The sequence below is a fragment of the Spirosoma endbachense genome (assembly GCF_010233585.1).
GTDB lineage: Bacteria > Bacteroidota > Bacteroidia > Cytophagales > Spirosomataceae > Spirosoma > Spirosoma endbachense.
In genome coordinates, this window is the sequence record NZ_CP045997.1 from 3,832,985 (window position 1) to 3,858,714 (window position 25,730).

Annotated in this window: 32 protein-coding genes; 10 read left to right on the plus strand and 22 right to left on the minus strand. The window is 45.6% G+C overall.

Translation table 11 applies throughout. The annotated features are described in order from the left end of the window. Window positions 1–206: 206 nt before the first annotated feature. On the minus strand, window positions 207–1,565 hold the full coding sequence (locus tag GJR95_RS42665; RefSeq protein ID WP_162386721.1) for a sensor histidine kinase: 1,359 nt from the start codon (window positions 1,563–1,565) through the stop codon (window positions 207–209). Between the two features lie 308 nt (window positions 1,566–1,873). Between GJR95_RS42665 and GJR95_RS15420 the strand changes: the two genes are divergently transcribed. Beyond that, window positions 1,874–2,302, plus strand: coding sequence for a response regulator (locus GJR95_RS15420; RefSeq protein WP_162386722.1), 429 nt, complete (start codon window positions 1,874–1,876; stop codon window positions 2,300–2,302). Window positions 2,303–2,859: 557 nt separating this feature from the next. Here the strand turns inward: GJR95_RS15420 and GJR95_RS15425 are convergent. From GJR95_RS15425 to GJR95_RS15440, 4 genes are all read right to left on the minus strand, one after another. Further along, window positions 2,860–3,066: a hypothetical protein gene (locus GJR95_RS15425; protein ID WP_162386723.1), complete on the minus strand. Its 207-nt coding sequence runs from the start codon at window positions 3,064–3,066 to the stop codon at window positions 2,860–2,862. A 699-nt stretch (window positions 3,067–3,765) separates the two neighbouring features. Continuing rightward, window positions 3,766–4,275, minus strand: a complete 510-nt coding sequence (locus tag GJR95_RS15430; RefSeq protein ID WP_162386724.1) for a hypothetical protein — start codon at window positions 4,273–4,275, stop codon at window positions 3,766–3,768. Window positions 4,276–4,345: 70 nt separating this feature from the next. Further along, window positions 4,346–5,089, minus strand: a complete 744-nt coding sequence (locus tag GJR95_RS15435) for a response regulator (RefSeq protein ID WP_162386725.1) — start codon at window positions 5,087–5,089, stop codon at window positions 4,346–4,348. Between the two features lie 282 nt (window positions 5,090–5,371). Beyond that, window positions 5,372–5,608 carry a hypothetical protein gene (locus GJR95_RS15440; RefSeq protein ID WP_162386726.1) on the minus strand — a complete coding sequence of 79 codons (237 nt, stop codon included), beginning with the start codon at window positions 5,606–5,608 and terminating at the stop codon, window positions 5,372–5,374. 279 nt (window positions 5,609–5,887) lie between these two features. Between GJR95_RS15440 and GJR95_RS42670 the strand changes: the two genes are divergently transcribed. Both GJR95_RS42670 and GJR95_RS15450 read left to right on the plus strand, forming a co-directional pair. Then, a complete protein-coding gene (locus tag GJR95_RS42670) occupies window positions 5,888–6,844 on the plus strand; it encodes a helix-turn-helix domain-containing protein (protein WP_162386727.1) in 957 nt (318 codons plus the stop codon). Window positions 6,845–8,053: 1,209 nt separating this feature from the next. Continuing rightward, on the plus strand, window positions 8,054–8,584 hold the full coding sequence (locus GJR95_RS15450) for a hypothetical protein (RefSeq protein ID WP_162386728.1): 531 nt from the start codon (window positions 8,054–8,056) through the stop codon (window positions 8,582–8,584). Between the two features lie 77 nt (window positions 8,585–8,661). Here GJR95_RS15450 and GJR95_RS15455 read toward each other — a convergent pair whose 3' ends face one another. Further along, window positions 8,662–9,147 (minus strand): DUF5131 family protein, encoded by a 486-nt coding sequence (locus GJR95_RS15455; RefSeq protein WP_162386729.1) that lies wholly within the window; start codon window positions 9,145–9,147, stop codon window positions 8,662–8,664. A 379-nt stretch (window positions 9,148–9,526) separates the two neighbouring features. Between GJR95_RS15455 and GJR95_RS15460 the strand changes: the two genes are divergently transcribed. Next, window positions 9,527–12,088: a tetratricopeptide repeat-containing sensor histidine kinase gene (locus GJR95_RS15460; RefSeq protein WP_162386730.1), complete on the plus strand. Its 2,562-nt coding sequence runs from the start codon at window positions 9,527–9,529 to the stop codon at window positions 12,086–12,088. Here GJR95_RS15460 and GJR95_RS15465 read toward each other — a convergent pair. From GJR95_RS15465 to GJR95_RS15510, 11 genes are all read right to left on the minus strand, one after another. Further along, entirely contained in the window at window positions 12,066–12,698 is a 633-nt protein-coding gene (locus tag GJR95_RS15465; protein WP_162386731.1) for a DUF4494 family protein, read from the minus strand. The genes GJR95_RS15460 and GJR95_RS15465 overlap by 23 nt on opposite strands. A gap of 26 nt (window positions 12,699–12,724) precedes the next feature. Then, a complete protein-coding gene (locus tag GJR95_RS15470; protein ID WP_162386732.1) occupies window positions 12,725–13,255 on the minus strand; it encodes a hypothetical protein in 531 nt (176 codons plus the stop codon). Then, complete coding sequence (locus GJR95_RS15475; protein WP_162386733.1) at window positions 13,252–13,647, minus strand: VRR-NUC domain-containing protein; 396 nt, start codon at window positions 13,645–13,647, stop codon at window positions 13,252–13,254. The genes GJR95_RS15470 and GJR95_RS15475 overlap by 4 nt, the downstream gene beginning before the upstream one ends. After that, window positions 13,634–14,320, minus strand: a complete 687-nt coding sequence (locus GJR95_RS15480) for a hypothetical protein (protein WP_162386734.1) — start codon at window positions 14,318–14,320, stop codon at window positions 13,634–13,636. The genes GJR95_RS15475 and GJR95_RS15480 overlap by 14 nt, the downstream gene beginning before the upstream one ends. A gap of 28 nt (window positions 14,321–14,348) precedes the next feature. Further along, window positions 14,349–15,314 (minus strand): MarR family transcriptional regulator, encoded by a 966-nt coding sequence (locus GJR95_RS15485; RefSeq protein WP_162386735.1) that lies wholly within the window; start codon window positions 15,312–15,314, stop codon window positions 14,349–14,351. Window positions 15,315–15,325: 11 nt separating this feature from the next. After that, window positions 15,326–15,457 (minus strand): hypothetical protein, encoded by a 132-nt coding sequence (locus GJR95_RS42540; protein WP_262889787.1) that lies wholly within the window; start codon window positions 15,455–15,457, stop codon window positions 15,326–15,328. Beyond that, window positions 15,454–15,858: a hypothetical protein gene (locus tag GJR95_RS15490; RefSeq protein ID WP_162386736.1), complete on the minus strand. Its 405-nt coding sequence runs from the start codon at window positions 15,856–15,858 to the stop codon at window positions 15,454–15,456. Before GJR95_RS15490 ends, GJR95_RS42540 begins: the two co-directional genes overlap by 4 nt. After that, entirely contained in the window at window positions 15,858–16,094 is a 237-nt protein-coding gene (locus GJR95_RS15495; RefSeq protein ID WP_162386737.1) for a hypothetical protein, read from the minus strand. The genes GJR95_RS15490 and GJR95_RS15495 overlap by 1 nt, the downstream gene beginning before the upstream one ends. A 3-nt stretch (window positions 16,095–16,097) precedes the next feature. After that, the gene (locus tag GJR95_RS15500; protein ID WP_162386738.1) at window positions 16,098–16,496 is read right to left on the minus strand and encodes a hypothetical protein; all 399 of its coding nucleotides are present in this window, start codon (window positions 16,494–16,496) and stop codon (window positions 16,098–16,100) included. Window positions 16,497–16,579: 83 nt separating this feature from the next. Continuing rightward, on the minus strand, window positions 16,580–16,876 hold the full coding sequence (locus GJR95_RS15505; protein WP_198424845.1) for a helix-turn-helix domain-containing protein: 297 nt from the start codon (window positions 16,874–16,876) through the stop codon (window positions 16,580–16,582). Window positions 16,877–16,951: 75 nt separating this feature from the next. After that, on the minus strand, window positions 16,952–17,176 hold the full coding sequence (locus tag GJR95_RS15510; protein ID WP_162386739.1) for a hypothetical protein: 225 nt from the start codon (window positions 17,174–17,176) through the stop codon (window positions 16,952–16,954). Window positions 17,177–17,281: 105 nt separating this feature from the next. Between GJR95_RS15510 and GJR95_RS15515 the strand changes: the two genes are divergently transcribed. From GJR95_RS15515 to GJR95_RS15525, 3 genes are all read left to right on the plus strand, one after another. Next, complete coding sequence (locus GJR95_RS15515) at window positions 17,282–18,118, plus strand: XRE family transcriptional regulator (protein WP_162386740.1); 837 nt, start codon at window positions 17,282–17,284, stop codon at window positions 18,116–18,118. A gap of 61 nt (window positions 18,119–18,179) precedes the next feature. Beyond that, window positions 18,180–18,668, plus strand: coding sequence for a hypothetical protein (locus GJR95_RS15520; protein WP_162386741.1), 489 nt, complete (start codon window positions 18,180–18,182; stop codon window positions 18,666–18,668). A gap of 84 nt (window positions 18,669–18,752) precedes the next feature. Beyond that, on the plus strand, window positions 18,753–19,079 hold the full coding sequence (locus GJR95_RS15525) for a DUF2207 domain-containing protein (RefSeq protein ID WP_162386742.1): 327 nt from the start codon (window positions 18,753–18,755) through the stop codon (window positions 19,077–19,079). Window positions 19,080–19,401: 322 nt separating this feature from the next. Here the strand turns inward: GJR95_RS15525 and GJR95_RS15530 are convergent, their stop codons facing one another. Continuing rightward, window positions 19,402–19,662, minus strand: a complete 261-nt coding sequence (locus GJR95_RS15530; protein WP_162386743.1) for a hypothetical protein — start codon at window positions 19,660–19,662, stop codon at window positions 19,402–19,404. Window positions 19,663–19,861: 199 nt separating this feature from the next. Between GJR95_RS15530 and GJR95_RS15535 the strand changes: the two genes are divergently transcribed. Beyond that, window positions 19,862–20,221, plus strand: coding sequence for a DUF4359 domain-containing protein (locus GJR95_RS15535; RefSeq protein ID WP_162386744.1), 360 nt, complete (start codon window positions 19,862–19,864; stop codon window positions 20,219–20,221). Window positions 20,222–20,277: 56 nt separating this feature from the next. Here GJR95_RS15535 and GJR95_RS15540 read toward each other — a convergent pair whose 3' ends face one another. After that, window positions 20,278–20,481 (minus strand): hypothetical protein, encoded by a 204-nt coding sequence (locus GJR95_RS15540; protein ID WP_162386745.1) that lies wholly within the window; start codon window positions 20,479–20,481, stop codon window positions 20,278–20,280. A 552-nt stretch (window positions 20,482–21,033) separates the two neighbouring features. Between GJR95_RS15540 and GJR95_RS15545 the strand changes: the two genes are divergently transcribed. Both GJR95_RS15545 and GJR95_RS15550 read left to right on the plus strand, forming a co-directional pair. Further along, window positions 21,034–21,576, plus strand: a complete 543-nt coding sequence (locus GJR95_RS15545; RefSeq protein ID WP_162386746.1) for an RNA polymerase sigma factor — start codon at window positions 21,034–21,036, stop codon at window positions 21,574–21,576. A 328-nt stretch (window positions 21,577–21,904) separates the two neighbouring features. Further along, complete coding sequence (locus GJR95_RS15550; RefSeq protein WP_162386747.1) at window positions 21,905–22,063, plus strand: hypothetical protein; 159 nt, start codon at window positions 21,905–21,907, stop codon at window positions 22,061–22,063. 13 nt (window positions 22,064–22,076) lie between these two features. Here the strand turns inward: GJR95_RS15550 and GJR95_RS15555 are convergent, their stop codons facing one another. The 3 genes from GJR95_RS15555 to GJR95_RS15565 all read right to left on the minus strand — a co-directional run bounded on the left by GJR95_RS15555 (window position 22,077) and on the right by GJR95_RS15565 (window position 25,657). Then, entirely contained in the window at window positions 22,077–23,438 is a 1,362-nt protein-coding gene (locus GJR95_RS15555) for a tyrosine-type recombinase/integrase (protein ID WP_162386748.1), read from the minus strand. A 220-nt stretch (window positions 23,439–23,658) separates the two neighbouring features. Beyond that, window positions 23,659–24,564: a hypothetical protein gene (locus GJR95_RS15560; protein ID WP_162386749.1), complete on the minus strand. Its 906-nt coding sequence runs from the start codon at window positions 24,562–24,564 to the stop codon at window positions 23,659–23,661. 145 nt (window positions 24,565–24,709) lie between these two features. After that, window positions 24,710–25,657, minus strand: coding sequence for a GNAT family N-acetyltransferase (locus GJR95_RS15565; RefSeq protein WP_162386750.1), 948 nt, complete (start codon window positions 25,655–25,657; stop codon window positions 24,710–24,712). Window positions 25,658–25,730 lie beyond the last annotated feature (73 nt).

Sequence of the window (25,730 nt, forward strand, 5' to 3'; positions counted from 1 at the left end):
AATTGAACTGAAAAAAGTCAACACATTGATGGTCAAATTATTAATCAACAACACTAGAGCTAGCATAGATGGGAGGCTGGGACATTTTTACTCAAACTTGTGGGCGTAAACCCCCAACTTGTACTTGACTCAAGTGTCAGTTGTCCCATTACCTCTCCAGACAGGCGAGCCAACTTATCCTGTGAGCTACTTTTTATAGGCCCAGCTTAGTTGGGTAAAAAGATACTAAAGGTGGCCCCCTGACCGGGCTGACTGGTCGCCCGAATCGCTCCCCCATGATTGGTCACCACTTTCTCGCAAATGGCCAGGCCAATGCCCGTGCCCGCAAACTCACCCTTACCGTGTAGCCGCTGGAAGACCTGAAAGATGCGGTCGGCCTGTTTTTGCTCAAAGCCAATGCCATTATCGATCACATCGATCCGGTAGTAAAGTGGGGCCGAAAGAGCCGTCCTGACTGAGGGGGGTAAGTCCTTCGCCAGCATCGTTTGCACCCGAACCTGAATGAAGGGGACCTTCGATTGGGCGGACGGTAACCGCTTAGATGAACTCGTCCGACTAAATTTCAGAGCGTTACTCAGCAGATTCTGAAAGAGCTGACCTAACTGAACAGCATCCCCTACGACCTCGGGTAAGGGCTCCACCTGGACAATCGCCTCCGTTTCGGCAATGACCAACTCAAGATCCGTTAGGACCGTCTGGACAACCGCAGTGAGCGGGATCAGTTGTCGACGCTCATGGATGGCTGATATGCGCGAATAACTCAATAAATCTCGAATCAGTGCTGACATGCGAGTAGCCGCCGATTGCATCCGATCCAGGTAGGTACGGCCTTCGCCCAATTGGTTGCCATACTGGACTTGCAACAGGTTGCCAAAAGATTGAATCTTTCGCAGGGGCTCCTGTAAGTCATGAGAAGCCACCGAAGCAAATTGTTGCAGGTTATCATTGGCCCTGGTTAATAACTCATTGGCGGTATGAAGCGCCTCATTGGCCATTTTGAGGTCCTGGGTGCGCGTTTGGACTTGCTCTTCGAGCTCAGCCGTCAAGGTTCGATACCGCTGTTCACTCAGGCGTAAAGCACTATTGGCTTTTCGTAAGGCGAGCAGATTGACCACCTGGTCGGTCAAAGTTTGTAAAGCTCTGAGTTGGTCCTCGTCCAATTGTCTGGGCTTGTTATCCAGCACACACAGGGAGCCTACCGCAAAGCCCTCCGCATCCACCAGGGGTATACCGGCGTAAAAAACGATATGGGGTTCACCCGTGACAAAGGGATTTGTGGCGAAGCGTTCATCCTGGCGGGTATCGGGGATCAGGAAAGGCCCATTCGGCTGGAGGATGGCGTGGGCACAAAAGGAAAACTGGCGGGGTGTTTCCCGAACCGCCAGTCCATAGGTAGACTTAAACCATTGTCGTTTTTCATCGACCAGACTAATTAGCGAGATGGGAGCCTGACAGATTTGAGCGGCCAGGCTGGTAATATGATCATAGTCGGCCTCGGGCAGGGAGTCCAGGATCTCATAGCTTCGTAAGGCTTGTAGCCGGTTGATTTCCTCAGGCAGTAGCATCGTTGTGTGTAACCCCTAGGGCAAAGTTAAAGGAGCTATCATTGAACAACCCGTGGCGGTAAGGTATGTTCAGCAAAAGACGGCTTGTGCCATTGAAATAACCGTTTCTAGCGTTCTTAAATCGTGACCAGTAAAAGGGAATCAGTCCCACTGACCCTACCTAAGCTTGCTGAACAAAAATGGCCTGGCGTTTTGGTTAAGCTGTCGGGTGTGAAGGCCAGCAGAGGGTGATACCTCAACCCACCCTTATTTTGGTATATTTGTGGTCAATTTTCACCGAAACTCGACGTACGTATTCCCACGATCTTATGACCAGCAAAGCGCCCATTGTGGTGATTGAAGATGATGAGGATGATCAACTCTTTATTGAGAAAGCCCTTACCAGTTTAGCCATAGTGAATCCGGTTGTCTTTTTTAGCAATGGCGTTGACGCTATCGAGTACTTAATCGCTGCTTCGGAAGCGCCCTTAGTGATTTTAAGCGATGTCAACATGCCGGCCATGAACGGCATTGAGCTTCGCCAGCTGATTGATCTGAATGAGTACCTGAAACTGAAATGTATCCCCTTCGTTTTTTTAACCACGGCGGCCGATCAAGACCTGGTTAACACGGCGTATCGGATGACCATTCAGGGGTTCTTTAAAAAAGAGCGCACCTTTACTGGTTTACAAGAACAGCTGCACTCGATTCTGGACTATTGGGATAAGTGCTTACATCCTAACAGTCGGTTTACGTAGTATATGGAGCTGTTAAACCTGGAATGGGTGAGGTTAGACTACGGCCAGAGGCCAGCTAGCTTATTGCGTATAACGATTGGTTAATGGCTAGCTTGTTTCCTGAAGGAGAGGCAAGTCCATCTTAATAAGCTGCTTTTTTAGTGGTTGACATTTGTCAATACATTCAGCTCACTTTATCGTTTTAGTACAAATTCTGTTTCAGCCTTTTCCGTTCACGAATTTGCCTGGCCAAATGAACGATCATCATAAGTACGTTAGACTAACGTTACTAAGTTGGCATTAAAAGACTTACTTAATCTGAATCCTAGATTATAGCATGTGGATAGAAGCGAAAAGTCCGGACCTAATGAGCCGGGCTTTTTTAATTCTGATTAATTACTGATATAGTATGGGGCGAAATCACTCAGTTAGCAGTTGTCGGAACCGGCTGGTCAATTTGTCCGAATTAACCAGCATTTTTATGAGATTGAGGCAAACGGCATTTGCCTGTTACAGGCACCATCCAATTTTAGTACTTTACTCCCTAAACTACGAAACGCATTACGAACGGATAGCTGTTATAAGTCGCTACTCGGATGAATACATTCAGTCCAGTAGGCTATGATCAGCTTAATCTGTTGTTTTAGCTCGATGTAGGAGTAAGGTTTTTTGAAATAGCCTTGAACCGTTTCATCGTATTCTGTAACCGCGTTAAGCCACTCAGCTAATACATGTCTGTGTTCTTGAGCCTCTACTGAATTACTATCAAATGTTGGAGTACTCATATGGGCTTTTGTTTAACGTTTATACCTATTTTTCGTATAGAAGTTAACCAATAATCTCATATTCTAGCTACATTATAGAATATATACTATGGAAATATAGATATTTAATAATTTTTTGTTTGCTTTTCAAGCAGCCCATCTACTTAAAACACAAAACCAACTATTTTTTTGTAAGCATGTGGGTTTTGTACTTTCGAATGAACCGCTAAGATTGAGAGCAACAAACACCACTGCCTCATTATCAAAATGTTAGCCTAACCTTCGCAATTCAGCATATGTATTAGTGATATCAATTCCAATATAGAAGCGGTTGGCCCCTTTGGCATGACCACCCAGAATATCGGTATTGTCAAACGGAGTGTTTTTACAAACCAATAAATTTTGATTAGAGCCTAAGTATATAAGATGTAAAATAAAAGGAGACTAGTTTGACAGCCATTAATTGACAAGTTTGTTCGACATTGAATAGGCCATAATCGGCTACTATTGTCATAGCTAAACTGCGCCTAGTTGAACGGCCGTTATACTTGACATGAAAATGAACGTTTTTGCAGACCAGTGTTTTTCAGACTCACTCGACTGGCTTTTGGCTATAACTATCTAAATCTAGAGAGTAACACGAATATTCTGTAAAAAGTGAAATCCGTCCTCTAGTCATGCTCGTATAGTAATGCCAGCCAATTTTGATTGCTTGCGGTTTTAATGTGGCGATTGATCCAGTAAGGCGTATAGGCTAGCCTGCTCAGTAGACAGGTTTTCTCGATGCCGTTTCAAAACCATCTCCAGCTGATTTAGCATTCGCGTTCGGTGAGGTTCCCCATGAATGGTATCAGAAACGTGTTGCAGCCGCAATTCAGCCAGAACAACGGCCTGCTCTAACTGACCAATGCAGATTTTATGCCGCTCAACCCGTCGAGCAATCAAATCAGGCAGGAGCTGAGCACAAACGGATCGAATGTTAACGGGCTTACTTAAGATGTGTGTCCAATCCTGCTCAAGGGCTTCCATACCTGGCAGGCTTGTCGATCCATAGAACGAGTCGAGGGGGAGTTCGCTGGTTCGGTGGCCATCTACAACAGGCGCTTTTAGTAAGATGTCGCCCCTTTTACCGATGTAATCCAGAATGCTAAAACCTGCTTCCAAGTCGCCCATGATGGAAAACTCGCGGTTCTCGCCCTGTTGAGAAATCGTTGTAAAGAAAAAAACCATAGCTCAAGTAGTCAGATAGGATTCCACTCTTACTTAACAACAATAGTTAGCTTCAAGGTATAGATTCGCGTTAGTTTCGTTGCTGATTGGGTAAGCTCGCAATCGTAAGCCAGTATTTGGACAGTAAAGCCAGTTCCTCTTTCCATTCATCCAAGTCGGGAGGTTTCACCAGAAATGAAGTAATTCCCAAGTCGTAGGCTTTGGGGGCCATAGCCGCTTGTTGTTCTGTCCCAATGAGCACAATAGGCAATAGGCGATAACTGGTTTTGATCTGGTGCAACAGTTGCCAATCGATCTGGGTATCCGATTCCGATAACGTCAACAGGAGTAGCCTGGGTAAATTAGTCGAATTCAGAAAGCTGGTTCGCAAATGCACCAAAGCTTGATCAATTCCTGACGAAAAGGTTATCTCTACTCGCGGCATACTGGCTTTCAAGCTCTGGGTAAATAACGCTTGGTCGTCCAGGGAGCATCCGGCAATGAGTACCTGGACGGTTTTATCTAAAGGGTACCGATTCGCACTACTTGGCATGGCGGTTGGGTTGGGTGGAAGACTAGCTTTAACGAACTCCCTGGGTAATCCTTCCCTATAGGCTAAAGAGAGCAGTGAGACGAACGTAGGCTTTACAGGTAATATCTGTTGGTTTACTTGTTGCCAGGCCTTTTTTAGTGTGTTTATCAGAATTGTTTCTGACTGTGCCGTCGGTAGCTTAGCGAGTAGAATAATGCCCCAAAGCCTAGGAGCATACGTATCGTAAAAGTCAGAGAAAGACTGCTGATTGTTGTTAGCTAATCCATGAACAAGCCGAATCATATACAGGAACAGTAATGAAGGAGCTTGACCGACAGCTTAGACTGCAGAGGGCGGAGAAGAAGCCTCAGTAAGAAGTATTTATGGGAAAGGTAAGCAACTTACTACGTAACATGGAAAAATGTTGGTTTGTTATATTTATTTAAGAATCAGGCTATTAAATCTAATATTTTCCCGAACCAGCGGATTTCGATTAATGTCTTAAAATCATTTACCTTACCACGAATTATATTTTATATGGTGTGGATAGAATCGGAAATCCCGGATCATTAGGTCCGGGCTTTTTTAATTCTGATTGACTACTGACATCGGCTCTGAATAGAACTGTTGTCGATAGTCGATCATCCGAAGCAGATAAGTCAGATCCGCCAATGTACCTCGTTCCGGATCAAAACCACGAAAGTAGAACTGGCCAGAGTCTTCCAGTAGATGGCCTGCTACGCTTTTATAGCGATAGCGATTATTCTCACCAGGCGATTTAACGAAGCCCAGGTTTAGTAACAGGTCATGCGTTATGTCCATTGAGTAAAGTTCATTAACAAACATTATTAGGAACTTCATATCGCTTCCAATATCAGTCCCTACCTGAAGGATAACTTACTTAGCTATTAACCAAATCCCGCTCCCACCCTCTGCATAATACGTGGGTTCTCCTCTGAAAAAGGTTATATAGCTCCTCTACAGCAAAAAAAATACTATAATAAATTTGTATATTACAAAAATGCGTCTGCTTTATCCGCCTACGGACTCCTATCAAGTATTATACGAATGCGTTACCGACTTGTGTAAAAAAAGATAAGCATGAAAATCTATATCAGATATATGGTCTCCAGGCGCTGCAAACTGGTTGTGCAGGCAATATTAGATCAACTCGGGTTACAATACCTACTAGTCGATTTAGGGGAAGTGGAACTCAAAGCGGAAATGACAGCGGATCAACGGGATCAATTGAAAATCGCTTTATTGATAGTAGGGCTGGAACTGATGGACGATAAGAAAGCGATTCTGATTGAAAAAATAAAAACCCTGATCATCGACATGGTGCATTATGCTGACGAACTACCTAAAACAAATAACTCTGATTACATCAGCCAGAAACTTAACTATGATTACACCTACCTAACGAACCTTTTTTCCCAGGTGACAGGCACTACCATTGAGCACTACATTATTACTCAACGAATTGAACGCGTAAAAGAATTGCTCTTATATGATAAACTGAATCTTACTCAAATAGCCTATAAGCTCAACTACAGCAGTGTAGCGCATCTGTCCAACCAGTTCAAGAAAGTTACGGGATTAACGACTACTTTCTTCAAAAAACTCAAGCGTCATCACCGCCTGGCTCAACACGACGAAGTACTACTTTTTGATGAATTTAGCAAGTTATTCGCCTGGTCGCTAAATGGTCGACAGTCTCATTATTATCACCGCTCAATCAGGAGAGGCTGTATCATGGTCTTAACCAACCCGATGCAAACAATTCTATGGGCAAGCCGCAGTTTTTTGACAATGACCGGTTACAAACCAATTGATGTGTTAGGGAAAACTCCTCACTTTTTACTGGGCCCTGGTAGTGACGCGACTACGATACGGTTCATCCGGAAGCAACTGAATGATATCCAAACCCTGGAGGCTGACATCCTAAATTATCGTAGCAATGGGGAAACCTTTGTATGTCATTTACGAATTGACCCTTTGCATAATCAACAAGGGGAGTTAACACACTTCATAGGCGTAGAATATGAGCAAGTATAAAGGTTGAGCGCTAGTTAGGGGTGGCCACTCGTTCATATACAGGTTGGCTACCCTACCTAAAGTAGTATATCGCCCAGAAGTTTAAAGTGGTCAATTCGGTCTATCATAACGGTTTGCAAAAAGAATTATCACTATAATAAAACTAAAATATATTTATAGCAAATAAAGCATATAAATTCGTATCTTTACGCATCGCCTTTAGTGGTTCATTGGCGGCTTTGCACACGAATTAGAAAGGGCCTGATCGCGATGAACTGGCCCTTTTTTATCGTAGGTCAGCGGCCTTTCAATAACTTTTTATTGACTTTATACGTCGCCTGGATACGGCCAGCGTCAATAATGATTCACCTGCTTGGACCCACGCTAAGGCCTTATTCCAATCATTTAGCTCCCATTGGTTAACGTAGTTAGGATTAACAGCAGCATGTTTGTAGATGCGAATAGCGCCCGGTATTCGAACCATTAATTTGATAAGCGTGGTTGAGGATAATTCTGACGTGCCATCAGCATAATGCATGCTAACGTTTCACAAGAATGTATGGCATACCACCGGTTAGGACTTCCCACAGGTTATAGGGATCAGGGACTCGACATAGCCGATGGCTTTACCGAGCACAACCAGCTTATCCAAAAACTCCATCTTTCACATATGTAAGTAACTAATTATTAGATACTTAATTGTTGCCTATTTACATCTTCCCATTTCTATAAGTGGTTATTTTGTTTAATATTTGTTCAATCTATTCACCAAATCGTTAAATAACGCGTTACCAATGTACGTCAAGCCTGCAGACGATCATTCATCCAATGCGGATGAGCTCAATCCCCAACGCGTTCTCACCGACTGGATCCAGGCTATTCAGGAGTGTCACCAGTGCTACACTCAACTTGATCAGCTTCGTAACCAGTCGGATCCGTCAGATTATTCCTTACTGCCGAATTTTCTCAACAGGCCTAGTTACTGCTCAGATACGGTGCAGCTACAGCGTGACGTAATATCCATGTTAGCCAACTTAAATCGGGATATACAGTTATTAGAGGATAACAAATGTCAATTATCAAAATTTCAGCTGCTTAGCTGCCATACTAGTATCCTGATTCAATGGACTAAGCAGCTCAAGCGAGCCATAGGCTTTGCTTGAGCTGCTAATAGCTGACCATTCTCATGTTATTGGAAATAAACCGCTCATCCAAACCAGACTAAAGCTTTTGAAGGATTTTAACCAGTTTCTAGAACAATATGTATTTGCTGTGGCGACTCAGGTTATCGACCAGCTCGATAAGCCCAAGCAGGACCAACTTATCAAGCTGTTTGCCCGTATCGATACGGCCCCCTTGTCAACGGATGAATCCTTCCCCGTGGATACCAGGTTGGCTCTAATTGAAACCCCAGACTGCCCGGCGTTAGTAAGAAAACCGGCATTAGAGAAGCAACCCCGAAAAGCTCTTCGACATAGTTTGGATCGGCAAGCCACCAGAAACGATGAGCGCCATACCCGCCTACAGCGTTTGATTGCTATTCATCAGGGTCATATCGATTCGGCGCTGGCGAATATTAGTCGTGTGAAGCAGTTAATCCAGCGAGCTCAACAGCACATCGTTAGTGGAGACCAACGGTATAGTCTGCTCGAACATTATCAATTGCTCCATGATCGGTACGAGCTGTATTTAGCCAAGATGCAGACGCTTCAGCAAAAAGAGATAAATAGGCTGGGCATCTATCAGCAGCAAAGTGCTTAAACAAGCTAGCTGACCGATCGAGGCTGGTAAACAAACAATTTGCCGATTCAGAAGATTGTTTTGTACTACTGCTGATATCAGAGCCGCTTTGCAGAATATAATTCCGGTAGGTTCGGGAATTCTCTAATCAGTAAATCGGTGGGTATCGGCTGAACATTGTCGATTTGTTTGAAAAAATAAGGCACGTTCTGACCAGCGCATTCATCCCGCATGTGCCGAGCCCAAGCTAAATCGAATGATCGTTTATGATGACCGGATTCGCCTCCCTGAATTAGCCAATCAATACCCGTCAGATCAGGTCCGTAAATTCCTGATAACTGAGGCTCCATTGAGAGAAATCGGCGACCGTTTACCTTTAAAAGCTGAGGAACCAGCGTGTTATAGGTGTTTGCATTGACGACACTGGTACCCAACATCACGTTTGCGGGAGGATTGGTTAACCACCAAGGAGGAATGATTTTATTGTAATTGCTGTGGCGTTTGCTCAGAAAGAGAAAAAGTAGATTCGGGCAGGCTGGTACGACTTCATTAAAGAATCGCCAGCGTATATCCATCGTGTTCATTTGCCTGCCACCTGGCTGGATTAGAACTGGCTGGTTTTGCCTGTCGATAACTAGTTAGTAAATCGTATGTCGAACCGTTCGATTGCGGCATGATAGGGCAGGCCAATAATTAGTAATAAAACCTCAGGCTATACCTCCAGTGTGATTTTATCTTGAACAAAAATTGATCACATCGATCGCGTTGGTAAGTTTTATCAATTACAGGATATCGGTATCCATTCAATTTGGATCATTAACTGACCTTTAGATATAAACTTAGTAAGACTCTGATAGAGAATTATTTAATTTTACAGTAGCAGACATATGTACCTTTCGCAGTGAACCGACTGCGCCTGCTCGCCCTTGTGATTACTCAACGGATTACCTTCCTCTTCATGCCATGCGGTTTGTCTTCTTACTTTTCCTGTTGTTCATTCTGGCACTCCGAGTCATGGCACAACCCATGACCATCGCCCAGGCCAACCGATTACGATCAACGCTGAATGAGAGCCCAGCGGACACCCAGCAGGTTCAAACCCGGCTGCGATTGAGTGATTTTTACCTACATAAGACTTTGAATGTTAAACCCAGCCTGGACTCGGCGCTAACTATGGCCCAGCAGGCACTAACGCTTTCCCGCCGATTGGGCTATGCCCGAGGAGCCGACGATGCGGTTTTGCTGCAGGGCAGAGTCTTGACCCGGCAGCGAAGGCCTGAACTGGTCGAGCAGATGATCAAGGGCGGCAGTGAAACCATCCAGATCCGGCTTCTGCTGGAGTTGGGCAAAAGCTGGCTTCGCTCCACCATGACCAGGGAGGCTGACTGGAGTAGAGCCCGTAGCTATTTTGCGCGAGCCGATACCCTGAGTCGGCACATCCACAGCCAGCTTTGGCACGAGGAAAGTCAGCAGTTAATGGGATTGAGCTACTTAGAGGCAGGTGACTGGCCAACCAGCAAGACCTACTTCCTGCCAGTGATTCAGGCCCGTCGAGAAGCCGGTGACAAGGCTGGTGAGCTAGGAGCCCTGTTCAAATGGGTCACCGCTTCGCAACGAACTAATCCTGAAGAGCGAATAAGGTTTGCCAGTCGGGCTTTAATGCTGGCTCGCCAATTAGGGGATAAGCCTAAACAAGCCGTCTTGCTAATGGTGATTGGCATTAATTACCTACTCCCGGTAAACTTGAAACAAGCCCAGCAGGCAGCCGATCAGGCAGTGGCTATCTACAAGGAGATTGGACCCAGACCAATCTATCAGACCTACATCAGCTTAATGACAGATAGCGACTTCATTCATCGCGCTTATCTTATCGATTTCTCGAACCCTTACTTTCTATTAACCGAAATAAATTTACTAAAGAATAATCTGGACCAGGCCTTACGATACTACCTGAAAATCATCGAAGATGTTGAAGCCAGCGGGCTACCCAATGATCTGGATTACCTCTATTTTATGATCGGTAATGTGTACTATGACTGGAATCAACCTGACAAGAGCATCGACTACTACCAGCAGTCACTGGCTGTCAGTAAGCAAAAAGGAGAGGTTATTATCTACGGAGGGATGGTTCGACGACTGGTTGCCTGCTTACTCAAACAAGGAAAGGTACAGCCAGCTCTAAACCTGCTGAAATACGTTGTTTCACAGGACCCTCCCCTCTATCCCAGTTTATTTGAAAAACCCAATTTGTTACGCAGCTTTGGCGATTGTTACACTGCCCTGAAGCAATACCGGCTTGCCGAAACCTATTATTTGCAGGCTCTTCGGTGGTCTAAGAATGGGCCGGAAGGCGTGGCACAAAATCTTGTCCGCTTACAACTGTGTCAATTTTATGTAACCACCGGTCAGTTTGCCAAAGCCAGTCTTTACCTGAAAAAACTGAACAATCTTCCAGATAATTATTACCCATTGCACAACAGGCACGAAATAGTCTGGTTGCGTTTTAAGGTGGACTCGGCGTTTGGTCACACCGCGTCGGCGCTGCGGCACTACCAGCGTTACAAAGCCATCAATGACTCTGTCTTTAACCAGACCAAGAGCCAGCAGCTTGCCGAGTTGGGTATCCGCTACGAAACCCAAAAGAAAGAACAGGACTTGCAGTTGAAGGCAAAAAACATCGCCCTGTTGACTCAGCAGGGCCAGACCCAGCAAACCCAGCGCAATAGCTTACTGGTAGGCACAGCCCTGTTGATGGGCTTATTGGGCCTGAGTGTAAACCGCTACCGGCTCAAACAACGCAGCAATCAACTTCTTGAGATCAAACAACAGCAGATCAACCACAAGAATCAGGTATTGCAGCAGTTGCTGGAAGATAAGGAACGGCTGCTGAAGGAGATCCACCACCGGGTCAAAAACAACCTCCAGGTGGTGATGAGTTTACTCAACTCCCAGGCCAGTTATCTGTCAGATGATACGGCTCTATCGGCCATCCAGCAGAGCCAGCACCGCTTGCAGTCCATGGCCCTGATCCACCAGAAGCTCTACCAAGCCCAGGGTGTAGCCCGTATTCCCATGAATGACTACATTCAGGAGGTGGTGGCTTACCTGCGGGAGTCCTATGAACTTCCCCAACCGATTAGCTTTGATGTGCAGGTAGAGGCCATTGAACTGGACGTCACCCAAGCGGTGCCCTTAGGCTTAATCATCAACGAAGCCATCACCAATGCCCTCAAGTATGCCTTTCCTAATGATCGTTCCGGAACGATCAGCCTGAACTTTCATCGGCTTAAGCCCACTACGTTTGAGCTACGGATTTCGGATGATGGGGTCGGTTTACCGGCCGATTATGATCCTGCTCGTAGTCACTCTTTGGGTATGACCCTGATTGAGGGTTTTAGCCAGCAACTGGGCGGGGAGTTGACGATTCGTAACCATGCTGGCTTATCGATCAGCTTACTGTTTCAGGACGAACAACTGAGCAGCACTAGTTCCCCTCTTTCCACTACTTCGGCGAGCGTTTATTGAAGCCCAACTTCGTTAATTCGTCGTGCAGCTGGTTACCTCGCTGTGCATAGCCGTAATTCGGCTGATCGTCATTTTCGTCTTCATCCTCATCAGCGTTTTTGTTGAAATCAATATCCAGCTGATTATGACCAACTTCTTTTTTACCCTCGTCGTACATCCGCTCCATGCGGTTCCACCAGTCACCCTGCCAGAGTTCATTTTTGGGATGCCAAACAGCCAGAATGTCGGATTTCTTCACATCGGCAATCTCGTAAGGGAGCAGTGAACCCTTTAAATAGTCACAGACACGCTGACCAGCTTCAATATAATCCAAAGCGGCAACCAGACAGGTCCAGGCCCGCTTCTTTTCGTCGAAAACAGTCACTTTGACCTGCCAGAAAGCATCCTCTTCCTGCATGGGATGGAAGATCACTTCTGCAAACTTGATCTTTCCAATGGTATCTACTGTATCCTCATCGAAGGTTTTAATTCGGGTCTTCAGGATGTCAGGACACTGGGTTTCGACCTCCCCATAGTTTATGGCTTCGTGGAGATAGGTTTCGTTTTGGGGCTTAGCCTCCCCATCAACCAGCGCACTGTATTTAATTTTTGATTTATACCAAATGGCCATTGTAGGAGGGAGTTAGGAGTGATGGGTCATTGGGAAATCATTTTTTCGGCCCGTTGCTCAGCATCAGTGGCATAGCGGAAGTTGTAGCCCCGATGCGATTTTCGGCGTAGGAGGTCATTAATCTGCCGGTTAATAGCTGCGGTCGAACCACAACAGGCGGCTGCGGCTTCTTTCTGAGAGTGGAAAAACTCACCCGTCGTTATATTGATGACTGATCGATGCTTGCGGCCTTTTCGGGCATAGGGTTTACGCTTGCGACCCGGCTTGGCAACTTCGTTCCCCACTGGCGGAACAACTGGCTGAATAGCTTGAACCGGTTTCGGCGTTGTTTTAGGCTTTCTGGGCAGTTCATTCTGCATGAGCTTTGGTACAGATCGGGCAGGCGCTGCGGGCTGAATTGCTCCTGAACTTTGGCGCACAGTGAGCGTAACCCCTGGCATGTCGGCATATTTCTGTTTGACACGCTCCAGACGTTCAGCTGGAATATTGAGCAGTTCGTAAGGCCGAGGAACATTACCAGTCACATAGCCGTGGTAATAAATTTGGTTTGAATTCATGGGTGGAGGTAGTCGTTAACTTGTGATTGAAATTCTTCGAACGTGCGGGGAATGATGACCACGTAGCCAAAGGCTCTCAGTAGGGCATGAATGGCGGCCTGTTGAATGGAGACCGTTCCGTTAACCGTTTTCAGCTCCGCAAACAGGCCGTGGTATTCACCACAGGGAAACGGAATAATCGTATCGGGAAAACCTGCCAGCAATCCTTCATCGAGCAGTTGTCTGGCCAGACCTGGCGATCGTTTGGCCGCATTGGGAATGGCCGCAATGATCAGTTGGGGATAAGCCCGTTTAAACCAGTCGACACAGCGTTTTTGCAGGCCGTGCTCCTGCTGATCGACGTACTGTTTGCGAAAATCAGCAGCCGATAATTCATTGCTATTTTTCTTCATTGGATAGCGTCTTTAGATAGTGGTTCAAAAACAGCCGTTTGGCGTAGGACTGGACACGTGCCTCGTGATCGTTACCGAACTTGCCCATTTCCAGCTGCTCAATGAGCTTTTCCAGTTGCGAACGCTTGCCCGTATCGCCAGGCGTCACGTTCGATTTTTCGCGGTCTAATAGATTCGGCAATTGCTGTTTAGCCTTGTTGTAGAAGTGGTCGGCCTGATCTTCGTCGATCGTAATTCGGCCGTTCAGCAGTAGCCAGTCAAACAGCCCATTCCCGGCATCGAAATAGAATTTACCGGCATCAACCTCCTCTTTTGCCTGTTTTAAGGCCGATTCCATGAAGGCATTGATTTCTTCGGGCGTCTGCTCTTTCTCATTCTCGATGAGCAGTTGCTGGGTAAACACCCGGTTAATCTCCAGATCTTCTTTTGTGTAGCGCAGGTATGATTCTAGAACGATGCCCACGTGTTTCGGAGAAAGAATAGAAAACAGCTCCTCAATGGCCAGCTTTTGCGTGCAAGCCAGATCATAGGCAACCTTTACTTCTTCCGTTGTTAGCCTGGAGCCATAGTGCTGTAAAATCCAGTCGTTTAAAACAGACAGTTCAAAAACGTGGGTGTTTAGGTCTTTGGGAGCCACTTTGACACCTAGCCGAAAAATGACATGATTCCACATCAATTCGAGCTCGCTGTCCTCAGCCAAATTAAGTTTCGTCCCTTTCAGCCGTGCCTCGACGACGGAGGCCGCCTGGCGGGATAAAGCCAAGCTGCTTAGTCGCTCCAGCTGCAAGGCCGGCTCCTTTCTGGCCAGGACTATAGTTTGTGGATTGTGGATTGAGAGTTGCTGGTTCATTTTTTTGTTGTTCTTTTTGGTAGCCAGGCCACCAGTTTTCGAGCCGTGTCTGAAGTGTCCAGGAATCCTGCGTTCGCCATTTTTCCTTTCCGATGTCCAATTCGTTTTTGGCGTGATCGACGAGGAGCGTCCATTTTTCCAGAAAATCGACATACATGCCAGTGGGGTACTTATCGGGATTGGCCTTGATAAAAGCTTTGACACTTTTTTGCAGAGTGCCATCGCCGTATGTCTTTTTGGGGGAAAGGGGGGGTTGGGGGTTTGGAGGCTTTTCCTCTTCCGGTAGGTTTTCAGAAGAATTTAAATCGGCCTCGCGCCCATGTGTAGAAGGAGAAGCAGCTATAGAGTTCTCTTCTTGATTCTCTATTAGTTCTCTATCCTTATATAAGCTATCAGGAAATTCCTTATAGGGTATAAGGATTTGACTTATAGGGTCTAAGGAATTTCCTGATAGTGTTTGCTCACTTTCTGATGGACTATAAGGAATTTCCTTATAGTGACTATCAGCTTTTTCCTTATACCTATTGGCCTTGTTTTTGTAGGGTATAAGGATTTTACTTATAGGCTGGATCGTACGGAGGTTCTTCTGTTTTTGAAAAATTTCCGTTGTGATCAGTTCGGCTTTTTCCAGCGCGCGAACCATGTCAGAGACCGTCTGTGGGTGTATGTCAATAGCCAATGACAACTCCTTATTGCTGTCCCGGCACAAACCGTCTGGCATTATCCCGGCCCGGTAGCAAATTCGGGCTAGTAACAACTTTTCGGCTGGTGTCCGCTTGAGCACCATGATCACCTCATCAATCCAAAGGCTATCCACACAAATCAGAATTAATAATTAATGCCACCCGGCATAACCCGGTTGTATTCGGCCAGAAACCAGCCAACTGCGTACAGAAACAGGCAAGTCCAGCCGATTATCATGCACCATTTGAAGCGTGTGAATGTGGGAGAGTGTATCATGAGACAGGACGTCGGCTATCGGTCAGGACTGTAAAGGCGTAGTTGCTGAGTAGATCAGCGTACAGGTAGCAGTGTTGGAGCGTATCCGCATCGACAACGCAGGTTTGTAGCAGGGCTAGTTCCAGCCGAAACCGAAAGAATGCCCACTCGATGGCTGTATGGTGCGGCTGCTTGAGATCCCGCTGGTAGTAGCGTTCGGCCCGACGGCGGGCAGCCGTGAGCAGATCAAAACCCGACAATTTCTCCTGATGTCGTTTTACATCAAATGTGGCCAGCCACAGTTCAAACTCGAATTGGCAGGCGGGCAGGTCAGCTTGCCAGCTGGTGGGCAGCTCCTCGAACATCAGTTCGAAAAACGTGTGGGCCTGCTCATGGGCGGATGTGTGGAGAGGGCGGCCCATCAGTAAAGAATCAAGCCGTGATACGACAGAAGCCACATGCCGACAAACAGCCCAATCAGGAGCAGCAGCAGAATCGTGCGATGAATCAGGGCAGCGATGAGATTAGCCCGGTTAATCAGCCACCAGTAGCGCAGGTGATAGCACCAATCCGAAAAAGGGAGTGATCGGAGTAGGAACGCACAAAACGGGACATTAACCGCCAGGGCAGCGAACAGGGTGAGGGTAGCGATTGTCATGGCTCAGGCAAATACATTTGAGTCGATTCCACGCACCTCTGCCACCACCCGCTCGGCGATGTTCTCAATTGTATCTGTGTCACGAACCGGAACCCAGATCACTTCACGCACATTGCCCGTATCGGCATAGTTACCGTCTTCATCCCGATCGGCGTAGCCATTGTAGCAACTGGTCACGACAATCCACTCCAATGACCGACAACCGTGTTTGCGATTGTCATCGTGGAACTCGATACTGAGGCAGTGCGGGCCAGCCAGTTTGGCAACCAACTGCTCGAGTTCGGAAAAATCCTGCTGACGGTCCAGATCAGCCAAGGTAACGGGCGTGGACGTCGGGGCGGCAAAGGTGGCCAGTAGCGTGGCGAATACGGCCTGTTTGTGGGTGGAAAGATTCGTGTGCATTTTTGTAACTAGATTTGATTACCGTAGAAGCCGGGGCCTATGGTTCCGGTATTCTCTTTAGATTTGATTACTCAGCAGAAGCACTAATAGATAGCCGTGGCCTTGGTTTTGCCGGCATTGCGCCAGGCATCCAGATCCTTCCGGCGGTAGGAAATAATTTTGCCGACCTTCTCATAAATAAGGCCTTGTTGGCGATAGCGGTAGAGTGTGTGTTTTTCGACGCCCAGGTATTTAGCCGCATCTTCTTCGTAAAATCGGGCATTCCCCAGTTGCTCGGTGGCCGCTTCCAGCAAGGCATTGCTGGCTTCCAGGGCTTCAACGAGCCGTTGTTGTAAAGTGTAGTCTGTCATGACTACATAGCTGGTTGGTTGTGGTTGCATGGATTAGGCAGCTAAAGTCGTATATTCAGCAAACTATACTAAAGTTTAAAAAACTGAACATATAAGGCAAAAAAATTAAGCATTCAATTGGCTTATACGCGCCAATTGCTTTTTTCTAGCAGTATCAACAGCATCTTTTATTGTCTCAAGCGTAGTAAGGCGAGGTATATTTTGTTCGCCTAATGTCTTGTGAACGTTACTGGTAGAGGTTTTAAGCAATTTGGCAATTGTAGCGTATCCACCATCAAGTTCTTCAACCTCCCTCTTAAGCTTGTCTCGAATACCGATTATCTCTTGCATATGCCGTTTATATTTAGTTGATTGTACCTTAACATAAGGTTGATACAAATATAAGTACAATTTTCTGAACTTTGTTCAGTTTACTGAAAAATATTTTCCAGCCTAATGATGACAATACAACTTCCTGAAATTGAAAATTACATGGACACTCCGTCTGCACGTATTCAGGCCTTAATGTTGGAAGAGAATATCAACCGAACGGAGCTTGCAGAATCAATCGGTAAGTCTAAAGGATTGATAAGTGGCTATTTGAATTCACAAGAAGAGCCGAGCGATTCCTTTTTATTCAGTATTCAGAATAAGCTTGGTTGGTCAGCCAAATGGATACTTACTGGAACAGGCCCTAAACGGGTAACCCTTCATCAGCCAATTATTGGTGAAGTTGACAATAAAAAAAACGAAGCTGTTCTTATCAATTTTATTGATGAGACAGACGTGACGACATCCGCCAGCGGGATGGAGTTTCGGGAGTTGGATAATGGAATGGTGTTGATGACGATCCCACTTGTTGATGAATTTGCCTACGCCAGCTATCCCCATGGCTGGAAGGATCGAGAATACCTTATCGAGTTGCCCAGGTATTCAATTGTATTGCCTAAACGGGAAAAGGGCATCTTCCGCGCTTTTGAAGTCAGAGGGGATAGTATGGATGATGGCTCCCGATTTTCAATTGGGTATGGTGACGTGGCCGTTGGCCGAAAGATTGAATCTGATTATTGGGATGTCAAGCTTTATACCAATGGCGGTACGGACTATATAATTGTGACTCATGATGGTGTAGTTATTAAGCGTATCACCAAGCACAATACCAAGGAAGGCATTATCACATGCTCGTCAATCAATCCCGATAAAGTCGAATACCCGGATTATGAAATAAGGCTAACCGAAGTGTATGAGCTTTACAAAATTCGCAAAGTCGATCGGGACTGGAGTCGCAGATAAATAGCATTCACTTTTTGTCCGAATACTCTATTAACCAGTGAGAACCTAAGCCACAACTAAAATGAAATTTTTTCTAGTTGTTCTTCTTGGTACTTTCCTCTTGGACTGTGGGAATAAATCCACTAGTACGGAAACACCCACAACATCCTTCCTTGATACAACAACTATTCAGACTAAAACCTACTATACCGTTCTGGAATCTACCCAGACCAGAAACTTTAAGAATTATGAGATCCTAATCGACTCGAACAGTATAAGTGCAGATGATATACGCCAATCCGTGAAAATGTTTGTGGTGGCCGAATGCACTTCAATGCCTTGTAATGGTATTGGGATTTGGGATAATCAAAAGGCATATTCACTATATAAGGCTAAGTCATATAATCCAGCCTGGCGTAAGGAGAACTGGCCTTTTATCTGCGAGCATTATGTGGCCGACTATAACGTAACAGTCAACGAATTGAATCTTTTTCCCTTTGTTGATTCCGAATATCGCCGTTGGGGAGGAACGAAAGCACGCCCTAAAGAACATTCTTTTGAATTGCAGTAGCTACGAAATCCTAAATCTATTTATCGTAAAAGGCCCTAATAATCAAACTGCTATCTACTCCAATATATCAATGCAAACTATTATATGAAAACTAATCAGAAAAGAGATCTTTTTGAAGAGTATGAAAAAATGACACCAAGGCAGCGCCTAATAACAATACTTTGTTTTGTTTCAGGGTTCATATTCATCTCTGCTTTCGTTGGATGGATGGTTAATGATGCCTTAACTAATGGACCTTTTGCGCTAATTATAGTAAGCCTATTTGTAGTTTTAACAATAGGGATTCTGTATTTAGCTAACAAATATGAATCTGCCCAAGTCCCTAAGCTTATCGAAAAGGGTAAGCCTACCCAAGCCGAAATAGAAGCTTATCTCAAAAAGTCCTTAAAGAATAATGAAGGATCGAATTAAGTCCGATTCTTAATATTGATTGACCATCTTATGTAATTAATCATCGCCTAAACCACATTAAAAATGCAGAACATTGACGTAAAGTTTGATATGACTCAGTTATTAATGGATATAGCTGAGATTAAGGCTTATCAACGTGGAATATTTCGACTACTTACGAAAGATTTACCAGTAGACGATCGAGAGAAACACGACCTCTATAGACTCAGAGATTACTATACCCAGATACTAACTCTCCATGAGGCAAGTAGTAAGTCGGATGCCGAAGTTGAGCGCATCCTGAAGGAAAAGCTAAAGGAAGTAAAGGATCGGCTAGCTGAACTCAAAGTGCAGAACCCAGATACTCCCCCACATCAAGCGCAGCCTTGATCTGAGCAGCTGAAGTAGTTACAGATCCTATTGACAACGTAATGGGCCGCTCTTGGTTTTCAATAATACGTTGAAGCATAGATTCGATACGGTCTAACTGAGTAGGCAGTTGTGCGGCCTCGGGACTTCCAAGTGTACTATCATGATTACCAATTTTATGATCCTGTGCGGCAGCCAATCTGACACCGGGTAGTGGATGGGTATTTGGATTCATGGCCATTGATTTTTGATTAACTATTTGTCTTTAAATATCAGACAAAAGTCTGAAACTACAAACTACATTCTATACCCCGTAATCGTCGAGGCAACCTTTTACTATGAAGGCAAAAAGCAAATTGAATTTAATAGCGAAGGCTTGAAGTGGAAGCATTCACCAGCCTATGTAATTAATCATCACCTAAACCACACCTTACATGAAGAAATCTCAACTTCCGCTAATTATTGGGGGATTTGTCATCTTAATCTTGGTATTAACAAACCCCGGCCTGGAAGATCATAAAGCCAAAGTCAAAGCAAGCTTTAGAAAAGAGATCAAGAGTGCCATTGCCAGTAAGACTGATCAGGAAAGTGCAGCGGCCATCTTCGGCCAGACACTGGGAACTGCGTTTGCTGAAACGGTTATTGATCACCTGATTACCCGCGATAACTACCTGCTCCTTTCGCTGACAAAGCTAAAATTCGATGGAGAGCCAAAAGTGATTGGCGTCGGTATTCTAGGCAATGTCTTTATCACCAAAAAGATTGACGAGTTACACGAAGAATCTAAACAATAAAGCTGCTTTACTGAGTCATATCGCAATTCCTCATCAGAGGTGATCATGATCAAACCCTAATTATTGTGCATGGGGTAAATGATCTCACGATCCTTCAGGACTAGATAAACCTGCTTCATATTCTCGTTGAGGTGATCGATTTCCCGTTGCTGCTGGTTGAGTCGTTGCTGATACTGCTTCAGCTGGCGTTTAACGAGGCGATAAACGTAGATACTGAGGGCAATATCCGTTAGCAAGAGTGCTGATAGAAAAATTTCCATAGGAGTTAAATCGAGGAAAGGCTTAGAAACGTATACAAGTGTAAAATCACACGCAATCGGCGTAAAAAAACACCTGTATGCGCCATAAACTACTCAATCAAAAGAAACAACTCGAAGCCCAGATCACTGCCAACATGACTGTGGCAAACTGGAGGATGCCGTTTCAAACCTTGCCGCCGCAGTACTACCGAACTGGCCTGGCTATGATAGCCGAGTATGACCGGGTTCTAAAGGAGCTTGGGAGGCATTGATGCATTGGATGAATGGTATACTATTACTTGTCTATATAGTAATTGGACTAAACTACCATATAATAAATTTAACTTACTGCTAAATACAGAACATAGTTTTGTTGATTTTAAATTAATTTAACAACTAGCCCCGTCTATTGTAAATAAATCCACATACTATTAGGTTAGTTCCAACTATATCAGGCTTTTGGTTGCCATTTTAATAAACCGCTCAATATTGACTAAATTATAAACTATTTAGCACTTTCTACATTTAACCTTAATTTTGTTACCCTATAGCTCCTAAACTGCCTAATTCCTTATGTTTAACCCGTTTAAAGGCCCAAAGCCAACTCGTAAGCGTGAACAAACTATGGGGGATAAAGGCGATTTTGAAACGCTTTATACACAATATGCCGAGAAGGTATATCAGAAGTGCCTGTCGATGACCAAAGACAGTGAAGCGGCTCAGGATTTTACCCAGGAGATTTTTATTAAGGTTTTTAGCAAATTAGATACGTTTAAACAGAATTCGGCTCCTGCCACCTGGCTTTACTCAATTGCCCACAATTACTGCCTGGATCAGATTCGAATTAGTAAACGGATGAATTGGCAGGATCTTCCGGAAGGGCTGGAATTAGCTGAAGAATCAGTCGTTTCTGACGAGCAGCAACTTCAGGCCATGGAACAGTTATTAGACACGTTATCAGTTGAGGAAGCGACCCTATTGCGACTTAAGTACGAACAGGGTCTGTCCATCAGCCAAATTAGCCAGCAGCTTAATCTCAATGAAAGTGCCATCAAGATGCGGCTCAAGCGTTCCCGAGATAAATTAAATCAACTGTTTGGCCGGCAGGGTTTTTAAGAAAAAATCTGGGTAGAGCATTACACAGTTGTACGATTTGGCTGAACTATCCGAAAAAAAATAAAAAAAAATAGTCACTTCGTGTGACCGTTCCCAATTTTCAACGTCTAAAAAAGGAGTAACATGATAAGAGGCAGACTACACTAGTAATCTGCCTCTTGTTTTATCTCTTTCCCGCAACTATTGAAAGGATTACTACCAAGGGCTGCATTATCAAGCCAATTATCATATACTGTTTCTCAATCCAATCAGTACATATTATTTTATTAGCGGGTAAACCCTATTGGCCCGAGTTGAGTCTAGCCATTAGAACGAATATTTTAGACAAATGCTGCGCCAAAAACTACTCGATCAAAGGAAGCAGCTCGAAGCCCAGATCACTGCCAACATGGCCATGGCCAACTGGAACAAACCCTTCCAAACTTTACCCCTACCCTTTTACCGCTCAGGCCGGGCCATGATGGCCGAATACGAACAGGTACTTTAGCAACTGACTCCTGTTAATCGTCGCCGGTAATGGCATCCATGGCTGAATCGAGCCATTCCTGATCCATTTCCCCGAAATACATTTCGGTCGTTTTCATGTCGGTATGACCCAGGAGTTCCTTGGCATCGAAGTTGGTCACGGCCCTCCCCTTCGCGTCAGTCTTTCCGTTTTTAATAGCCAGTCGCACTTTGTCCGCAAAACTATGCCGGGCCGTATGGTTGGTGAAACTCGCTCCACCCGGCAGCTGCAAATTAAAATCAATGGCGACCTGTTTGAGCGACAGATTCAGCTGACAGGTGATGCTGTCGAGTCGGGATTTCAACTGTTTGAACTCAGTCGGAGGCATGCTCCGCATTTGCTCGTAGGAGCGGTAGCGGGCGTAGGTGGCCTGGTTATCCAGAAAAGGCAGCAGGTAGGTCTCTGGCCGACTACCAGCCTTCCAGATCAATCCTAAATGCGCCTGGAGTTGTTTCGATACCGGAATCGATATCCACTTGCCGTTTTTCTGCATCTGATAGCGCAGCCGGACAGGTTGACCTTCCGCATTAACTTCATACCACTCATACCGGCTCCGGATCAGATCGCCGATCCTCATACCCGCCTGCAGGTGGCAGGCCAGCCAGCACCAGCGTGCCCAGTCGGGATAGTTGCGAAAGGTTCGGCTCCGGACCCGCCTGGAGCCTAAATCGAATGGCGTGGCCAGCAGCTTGGCAATGGCCGCAGCGGGCAGCCGGCCCTTGGGCATTTGGGTTGGGGGCAACTTTTCCCAGTCCAGAAACGGCGATTTAGCCAGAATATCGGCTTTGGGAATGTTGCGGGCTTTCTGCACGCGTTCGTAGAGGACGCGCAGGTTAGCCATGTACGTATTAATGGTCAGTGGCGCTTTACCGTCAGCGAGTAGTTTGTTTTTGTAATCCTCGACGAGTTGCGGGGTGATCTGTTCAATGGCCAGGTCCTCCCCTGCCCAGCGCAGAAAGGCAGCCCACTGGCGATTTCGGGTGGCCTTGGTAACGCCCGACAGATCGACGAACTGATGAGCAGCTGACATGTGAGCCCGCAACAGGGTAATGGCGCTGGCCTCGTAGCGGGCCTTTCCCTGTTTGGGTGTCAGAAAGGGATCAAAAGCCAGATACTCCTCAACGGATTTTTTAACTTTGTTATAGGTGGCGATGATCGCATTGTTGACTTCACCCGCATGCGGATGCGAACTCCGGATCCATTTTCCCCAGGTCTTTTTGGTGTTCCAGTGTCGAGCTTCGATTTCGATGCTGGTCTGGATCCGGGCCGGTTTCTGGCCTTTAGCATGCAGCCGGATCATGACGTGGTGAATGCCACGTTTATCAGGCTTGTCCGTGAGTTCGACGTTGTAGGTCATAGCACGGTCAAGATACGAAATTACTGTAACGCTACTGAAAGGAAATTGAAATGAATATCAATCTACGAAAACAATGACTATGCGTCTGCTTACAGTAAAGGGCTATTTTGTGGCGAAAACGGGGGTGTGAGAATAACAGGGCGCTGTACCTTTACTTGTTTGTGAGATCAAGCATTGTTAGTAGGTAATGATAATCGGCTGATAGCTAACCCTTAAAGCTCTATTTGCTCGCTACAGGCCACTTGATTTGGGTTCGTTCAAAGGCATCGATATAGCTTTTCGCACTGGCGTTCAAAATTGTGACGCCCTTGTGATCGGCATAGTTACGGATAACTTCGTAACCTCTGAAAACTTTATGTAAGGATAAGAACTGCGAAGCCATCGAAAACGTGCGTTGTCGGTACTTATCTGAATAGACGGGCTGGTGGGTTACATCTTTGGGCTTGTCATAAAAGTGAATCTGTTTGATCAGTAACTGATTCTGATCATTTAGCCGGATCTGTTCATGCCAGGATGTGTCGGCTCCAAAAAGATAAATGGTCTCAAACCGGCGATTGATCATCAGCGTGAGCGCAGCGATAATAACGGTCTGGGCCTGAGGCATTCCCAATCCTTTTGAATAGAGCCAGTAGGTCAACCATTGGAAACCACTGACGACGGTATAATTGAAATAGACGACTCTGATCTGGGAGTTACCCCGCTCAATTTGCCCAAGTAAATAAGAACCTTTCGCAAAATGCGGCACGTATAGCGCCATTGGCCAGTTTACGTGTTCCAGAAATACCGATAAGGTTCGGCGGATATCGTCGCGGTCGGTGGTTTGTTCGGTAAAAACAAAATAATTAGGGTCTGAAATGACATAATTCTGCGGGCGAAGGCGGAGAAAGATATCGGCGTGGGCAAAATTATTGACGCAAACTACTTCTGTTTGTTGTATGAAGTCGAAATGCTCAGCCAGCGACTCATTCAATGAGGGGCCATTTCCCAATACGGAGCAGACAGGCAACTGCCGGATAGGTAACCGGGCCCTATGACGGCCACGAATCACAACTTTTACCAATGACAGAAGCGATTTGACGAATTCGCTCAGAAATTGACTTACAGAAATAAAACCAGCTTCAAGCATGCGGTCGGCACCAGACGGGAGCCACTTTTTTCGACAAAATAACGAAAAAAATGCCAGATCAGAAGGCCATATACATGGAATCCAGGATTAACCAGCTCCTGATTAATGCCTGCCTGTTAATCCTGGGTTTTTATGGAGAAAGGGGCTACAGTGTTTTCTCAAAGATAAGCTTTGGTGAAGACTGAGCACCGAGATTTTGCTTGAACCGTATAAGGCTGGGTTTTGGCCGACGATCGGCATCAAGTGAGACACCCAGATCGAGCAACTGAATGCCCTGTTGCTGGCAATACGTAAACAGCCCATCGATAAGCATAACCATTGGGCTAAACGATTGATAATCGGGGGCTGATACGGGCAGGAAATTATAGAGAATATCCTGCCGTACGTGAACCGCAACTGTTAGGGCGGCAAGTTTAGTACCGTCCTTTACAGTGAATACATCGAATTGATTGGAGAAATCGGTTAACAAACGTGTTAACCGTTCGGCACTTAAGCTTGGCTTATACCCTTTTTGAAGCCATATATGCTGTAAAAAGGTTACTACTTCATCAATATTGGGAGTTGCCCAATGGGAAAATTGGAAGCCAGCCTCTCTACATTTTCGTAATCGTCGGCGTTCAGATCCATCAATGTTCGCTTCAAAGGAATTTTCGGAAATAGGCAAAAAGAAATTCTGATCTTTTTTTAGCACGCTGAACCCTTGGTTGACTAATGTATCAGTCAGGCGTTCCGCTTGTTCAGGTGCGTAGCAATGTGGATAATTGACCAGACGCAGCGTAGAGGCACCCGCGAAACGAGCCGTCGCTTGAAGCGATCGAAGCAACTCATCTAATATCGTATCTGGCAGATTTTCTGCAAATTCGACGGACCCAAATGGTGCCGCTCCGGGGCTAATAGCTTCCTCATTACCAACAAAAAAGGCGCACCGGGCTTCAGACCGGCCAGTACGTTGATTAAGTGCCGTGAGTAAATGAAACATGCCCTTCTGCTGTCTTAAGTGTTCGCTTTCATTAAAGAAAAAGCCGGGCTGGCAGAACTCGGGAATGTCGGCAGTTTGCGGGTTTTGCTGGCGAATAATAATGTAATCTGTCATAGGCTCTTATAGCCCAATTGAAGTCTAGTAGATAAAATAAAGACTAATGTAGATAAAATTATTGACCTGCTTT

What these genes read in the sequence shown, in the direction of transcription:
- GJR95_RS42540 (WP_262889787.1), bottom strand. Translation starts at nt 15,457, where the DNA reads ATGATACACTCTCCCACATTCACACGCTTCAAATGGTGCATGATAATC.
- GJR95_RS15520 (WP_162386741.1), top strand. Translation starts at nt 18,180, where the DNA reads ATGAAATTTTTTCTAGTTGTTCTTCTTGGTACTTTCCTCTTGGACTGT.
- GJR95_RS15470 (WP_162386732.1), bottom strand. Translation starts at nt 13,255, where the DNA reads ATGAATTCAAACCAAATTTATTACCACGGCTATGTGACTGGTAATGTT.
- GJR95_RS15550 (WP_162386747.1), top strand. Translation starts at nt 21,905, where the DNA reads ATGCTGCGCCAAAAACTACTCGATCAAAGGAAGCAGCTCGAAGCCCAG.
- GJR95_RS15455 (WP_162386729.1), bottom strand. Translation starts at nt 9,147, where the DNA reads ATGAACACGATGGATATACGCTGGCGATTCTTTAATGAAGTCGTACCA.
- GJR95_RS15530 (WP_162386743.1), bottom strand. Translation starts at nt 19,662, where the DNA reads ATGAATCCAAATACCCATCCACTACCCGGTGTCAGATTGGCTGCCGCA.
- GJR95_RS15435 (WP_162386725.1), bottom strand. Translation starts at nt 5,089, where the DNA reads ATGATTCGGCTTGTTCATGGATTAGCTAACAACAATCAGCAGTCTTTC.
- GJR95_RS15460 (WP_162386730.1), top strand. Translation starts at nt 9,527, where the DNA reads ATGCGGTTTGTCTTCTTACTTTTCCTGTTGTTCATTCTGGCACTCCGA.
- GJR95_RS15490 (WP_162386736.1), bottom strand. Translation starts at nt 15,858, where the DNA reads ATGGGCCGCCCTCTCCACACATCCGCCCATGAGCAGGCCCACACGTTT.
- GJR95_RS15425 (WP_162386723.1), bottom strand. Translation starts at nt 3,066, where the DNA reads ATGAGTACTCCAACATTTGATAGTAATTCAGTAGAGGCTCAAGAACAC.
- GJR95_RS15465 (WP_162386731.1), bottom strand. Translation starts at nt 12,698, where the DNA reads ATGGCCATTTGGTATAAATCAAAAATTAAATACAGTGCGCTGGTTGAT.
- GJR95_RS15495 (WP_162386737.1), bottom strand. Translation starts at nt 16,094, where the DNA reads ATGACAATCGCTACCCTCACCCTGTTCGCTGCCCTGGCGGTTAATGTC.
- GJR95_RS15560 (WP_162386749.1), bottom strand. Translation starts at nt 24,564, where the DNA reads ATGCTTGAAGCTGGTTTTATTTCTGTAAGTCAATTTCTGAGCGAATTC.
- GJR95_RS15525 (WP_162386742.1), top strand. Translation starts at nt 18,753, where the DNA reads ATGAAAACTAATCAGAAAAGAGATCTTTTTGAAGAGTATGAAAAAATG.
- GJR95_RS15535 (WP_162386744.1), top strand. Translation starts at nt 19,862, where the DNA reads ATGAAGAAATCTCAACTTCCGCTAATTATTGGGGGATTTGTCATCTTA.
- GJR95_RS15515 (WP_162386740.1), top strand. Translation starts at nt 17,282, where the DNA reads ATGATGACAATACAACTTCCTGAAATTGAAAATTACATGGACACTCCG.
- GJR95_RS15500 (WP_162386738.1), bottom strand. Translation starts at nt 16,496, where the DNA reads ATGCACACGAATCTTTCCACCCACAAACAGGCCGTATTCGCCACGCTA.
- GJR95_RS42670 (WP_162386727.1), top strand. Translation starts at nt 5,888, where the DNA reads ATGAAAATCTATATCAGATATATGGTCTCCAGGCGCTGCAAACTGGTT.
- GJR95_RS15505 (WP_198424845.1), bottom strand. Translation starts at nt 16,876, where the DNA reads ATGCAACCACAACCAACCAGCTATGTAGTCATGACAGACTACACTTTA.
- GJR95_RS15540 (WP_162386745.1), bottom strand. Translation starts at nt 20,481, where the DNA reads ATGGAAATTTTTCTATCAGCACTCTTGCTAACGGATATTGCCCTCAGT.
- GJR95_RS42665 (WP_162386721.1), bottom strand. Translation starts at nt 1,565, where the DNA reads ATGCTACTGCCTGAGGAAATCAACCGGCTACAAGCCTTACGAAGCTAT.
- GJR95_RS15545 (WP_162386746.1), top strand. Translation starts at nt 21,034, where the DNA reads ATGTTTAACCCGTTTAAAGGCCCAAAGCCAACTCGTAAGCGTGAACAA.
- GJR95_RS15420 (WP_162386722.1), top strand. Translation starts at nt 1,874, where the DNA reads ATGACCAGCAAAGCGCCCATTGTGGTGATTGAAGATGATGAGGATGAT.
- GJR95_RS15440 (WP_162386726.1), bottom strand. Translation starts at nt 5,608, where the DNA reads ATGGACATAACGCATGACCTGTTACTAAACCTGGGCTTCGTTAAATCG.
- GJR95_RS15480 (WP_162386734.1), bottom strand. Translation starts at nt 14,320, where the DNA reads ATGTGGAATCATGTCATTTTTCGGCTAGGTGTCAAAGTGGCTCCCAAA.
- GJR95_RS15555 (WP_162386748.1), bottom strand. Translation starts at nt 23,438, where the DNA reads ATGACCTACAACGTCGAACTCACGGACAAGCCTGATAAACGTGGCATT.
- GJR95_RS15430 (WP_162386724.1), bottom strand. Translation starts at nt 4,275, where the DNA reads ATGGTTTTTTTCTTTACAACGATTTCTCAACAGGGCGAGAACCGCGAG.
- GJR95_RS15510 (WP_162386739.1), bottom strand. Translation starts at nt 17,176, where the DNA reads ATGCAAGAGATAATCGGTATTCGAGACAAGCTTAAGAGGGAGGTTGAA.
- GJR95_RS15475 (WP_162386733.1), bottom strand. Translation starts at nt 13,647, where the DNA reads ATGAAGAAAAATAGCAATGAATTATCGGCTGCTGATTTTCGCAAACAG.
- GJR95_RS15565 (WP_162386750.1), bottom strand. Translation starts at nt 25,657, where the DNA reads ATGACAGATTACATTATTATTCGCCAGCAAAACCCGCAAACTGCCGAC.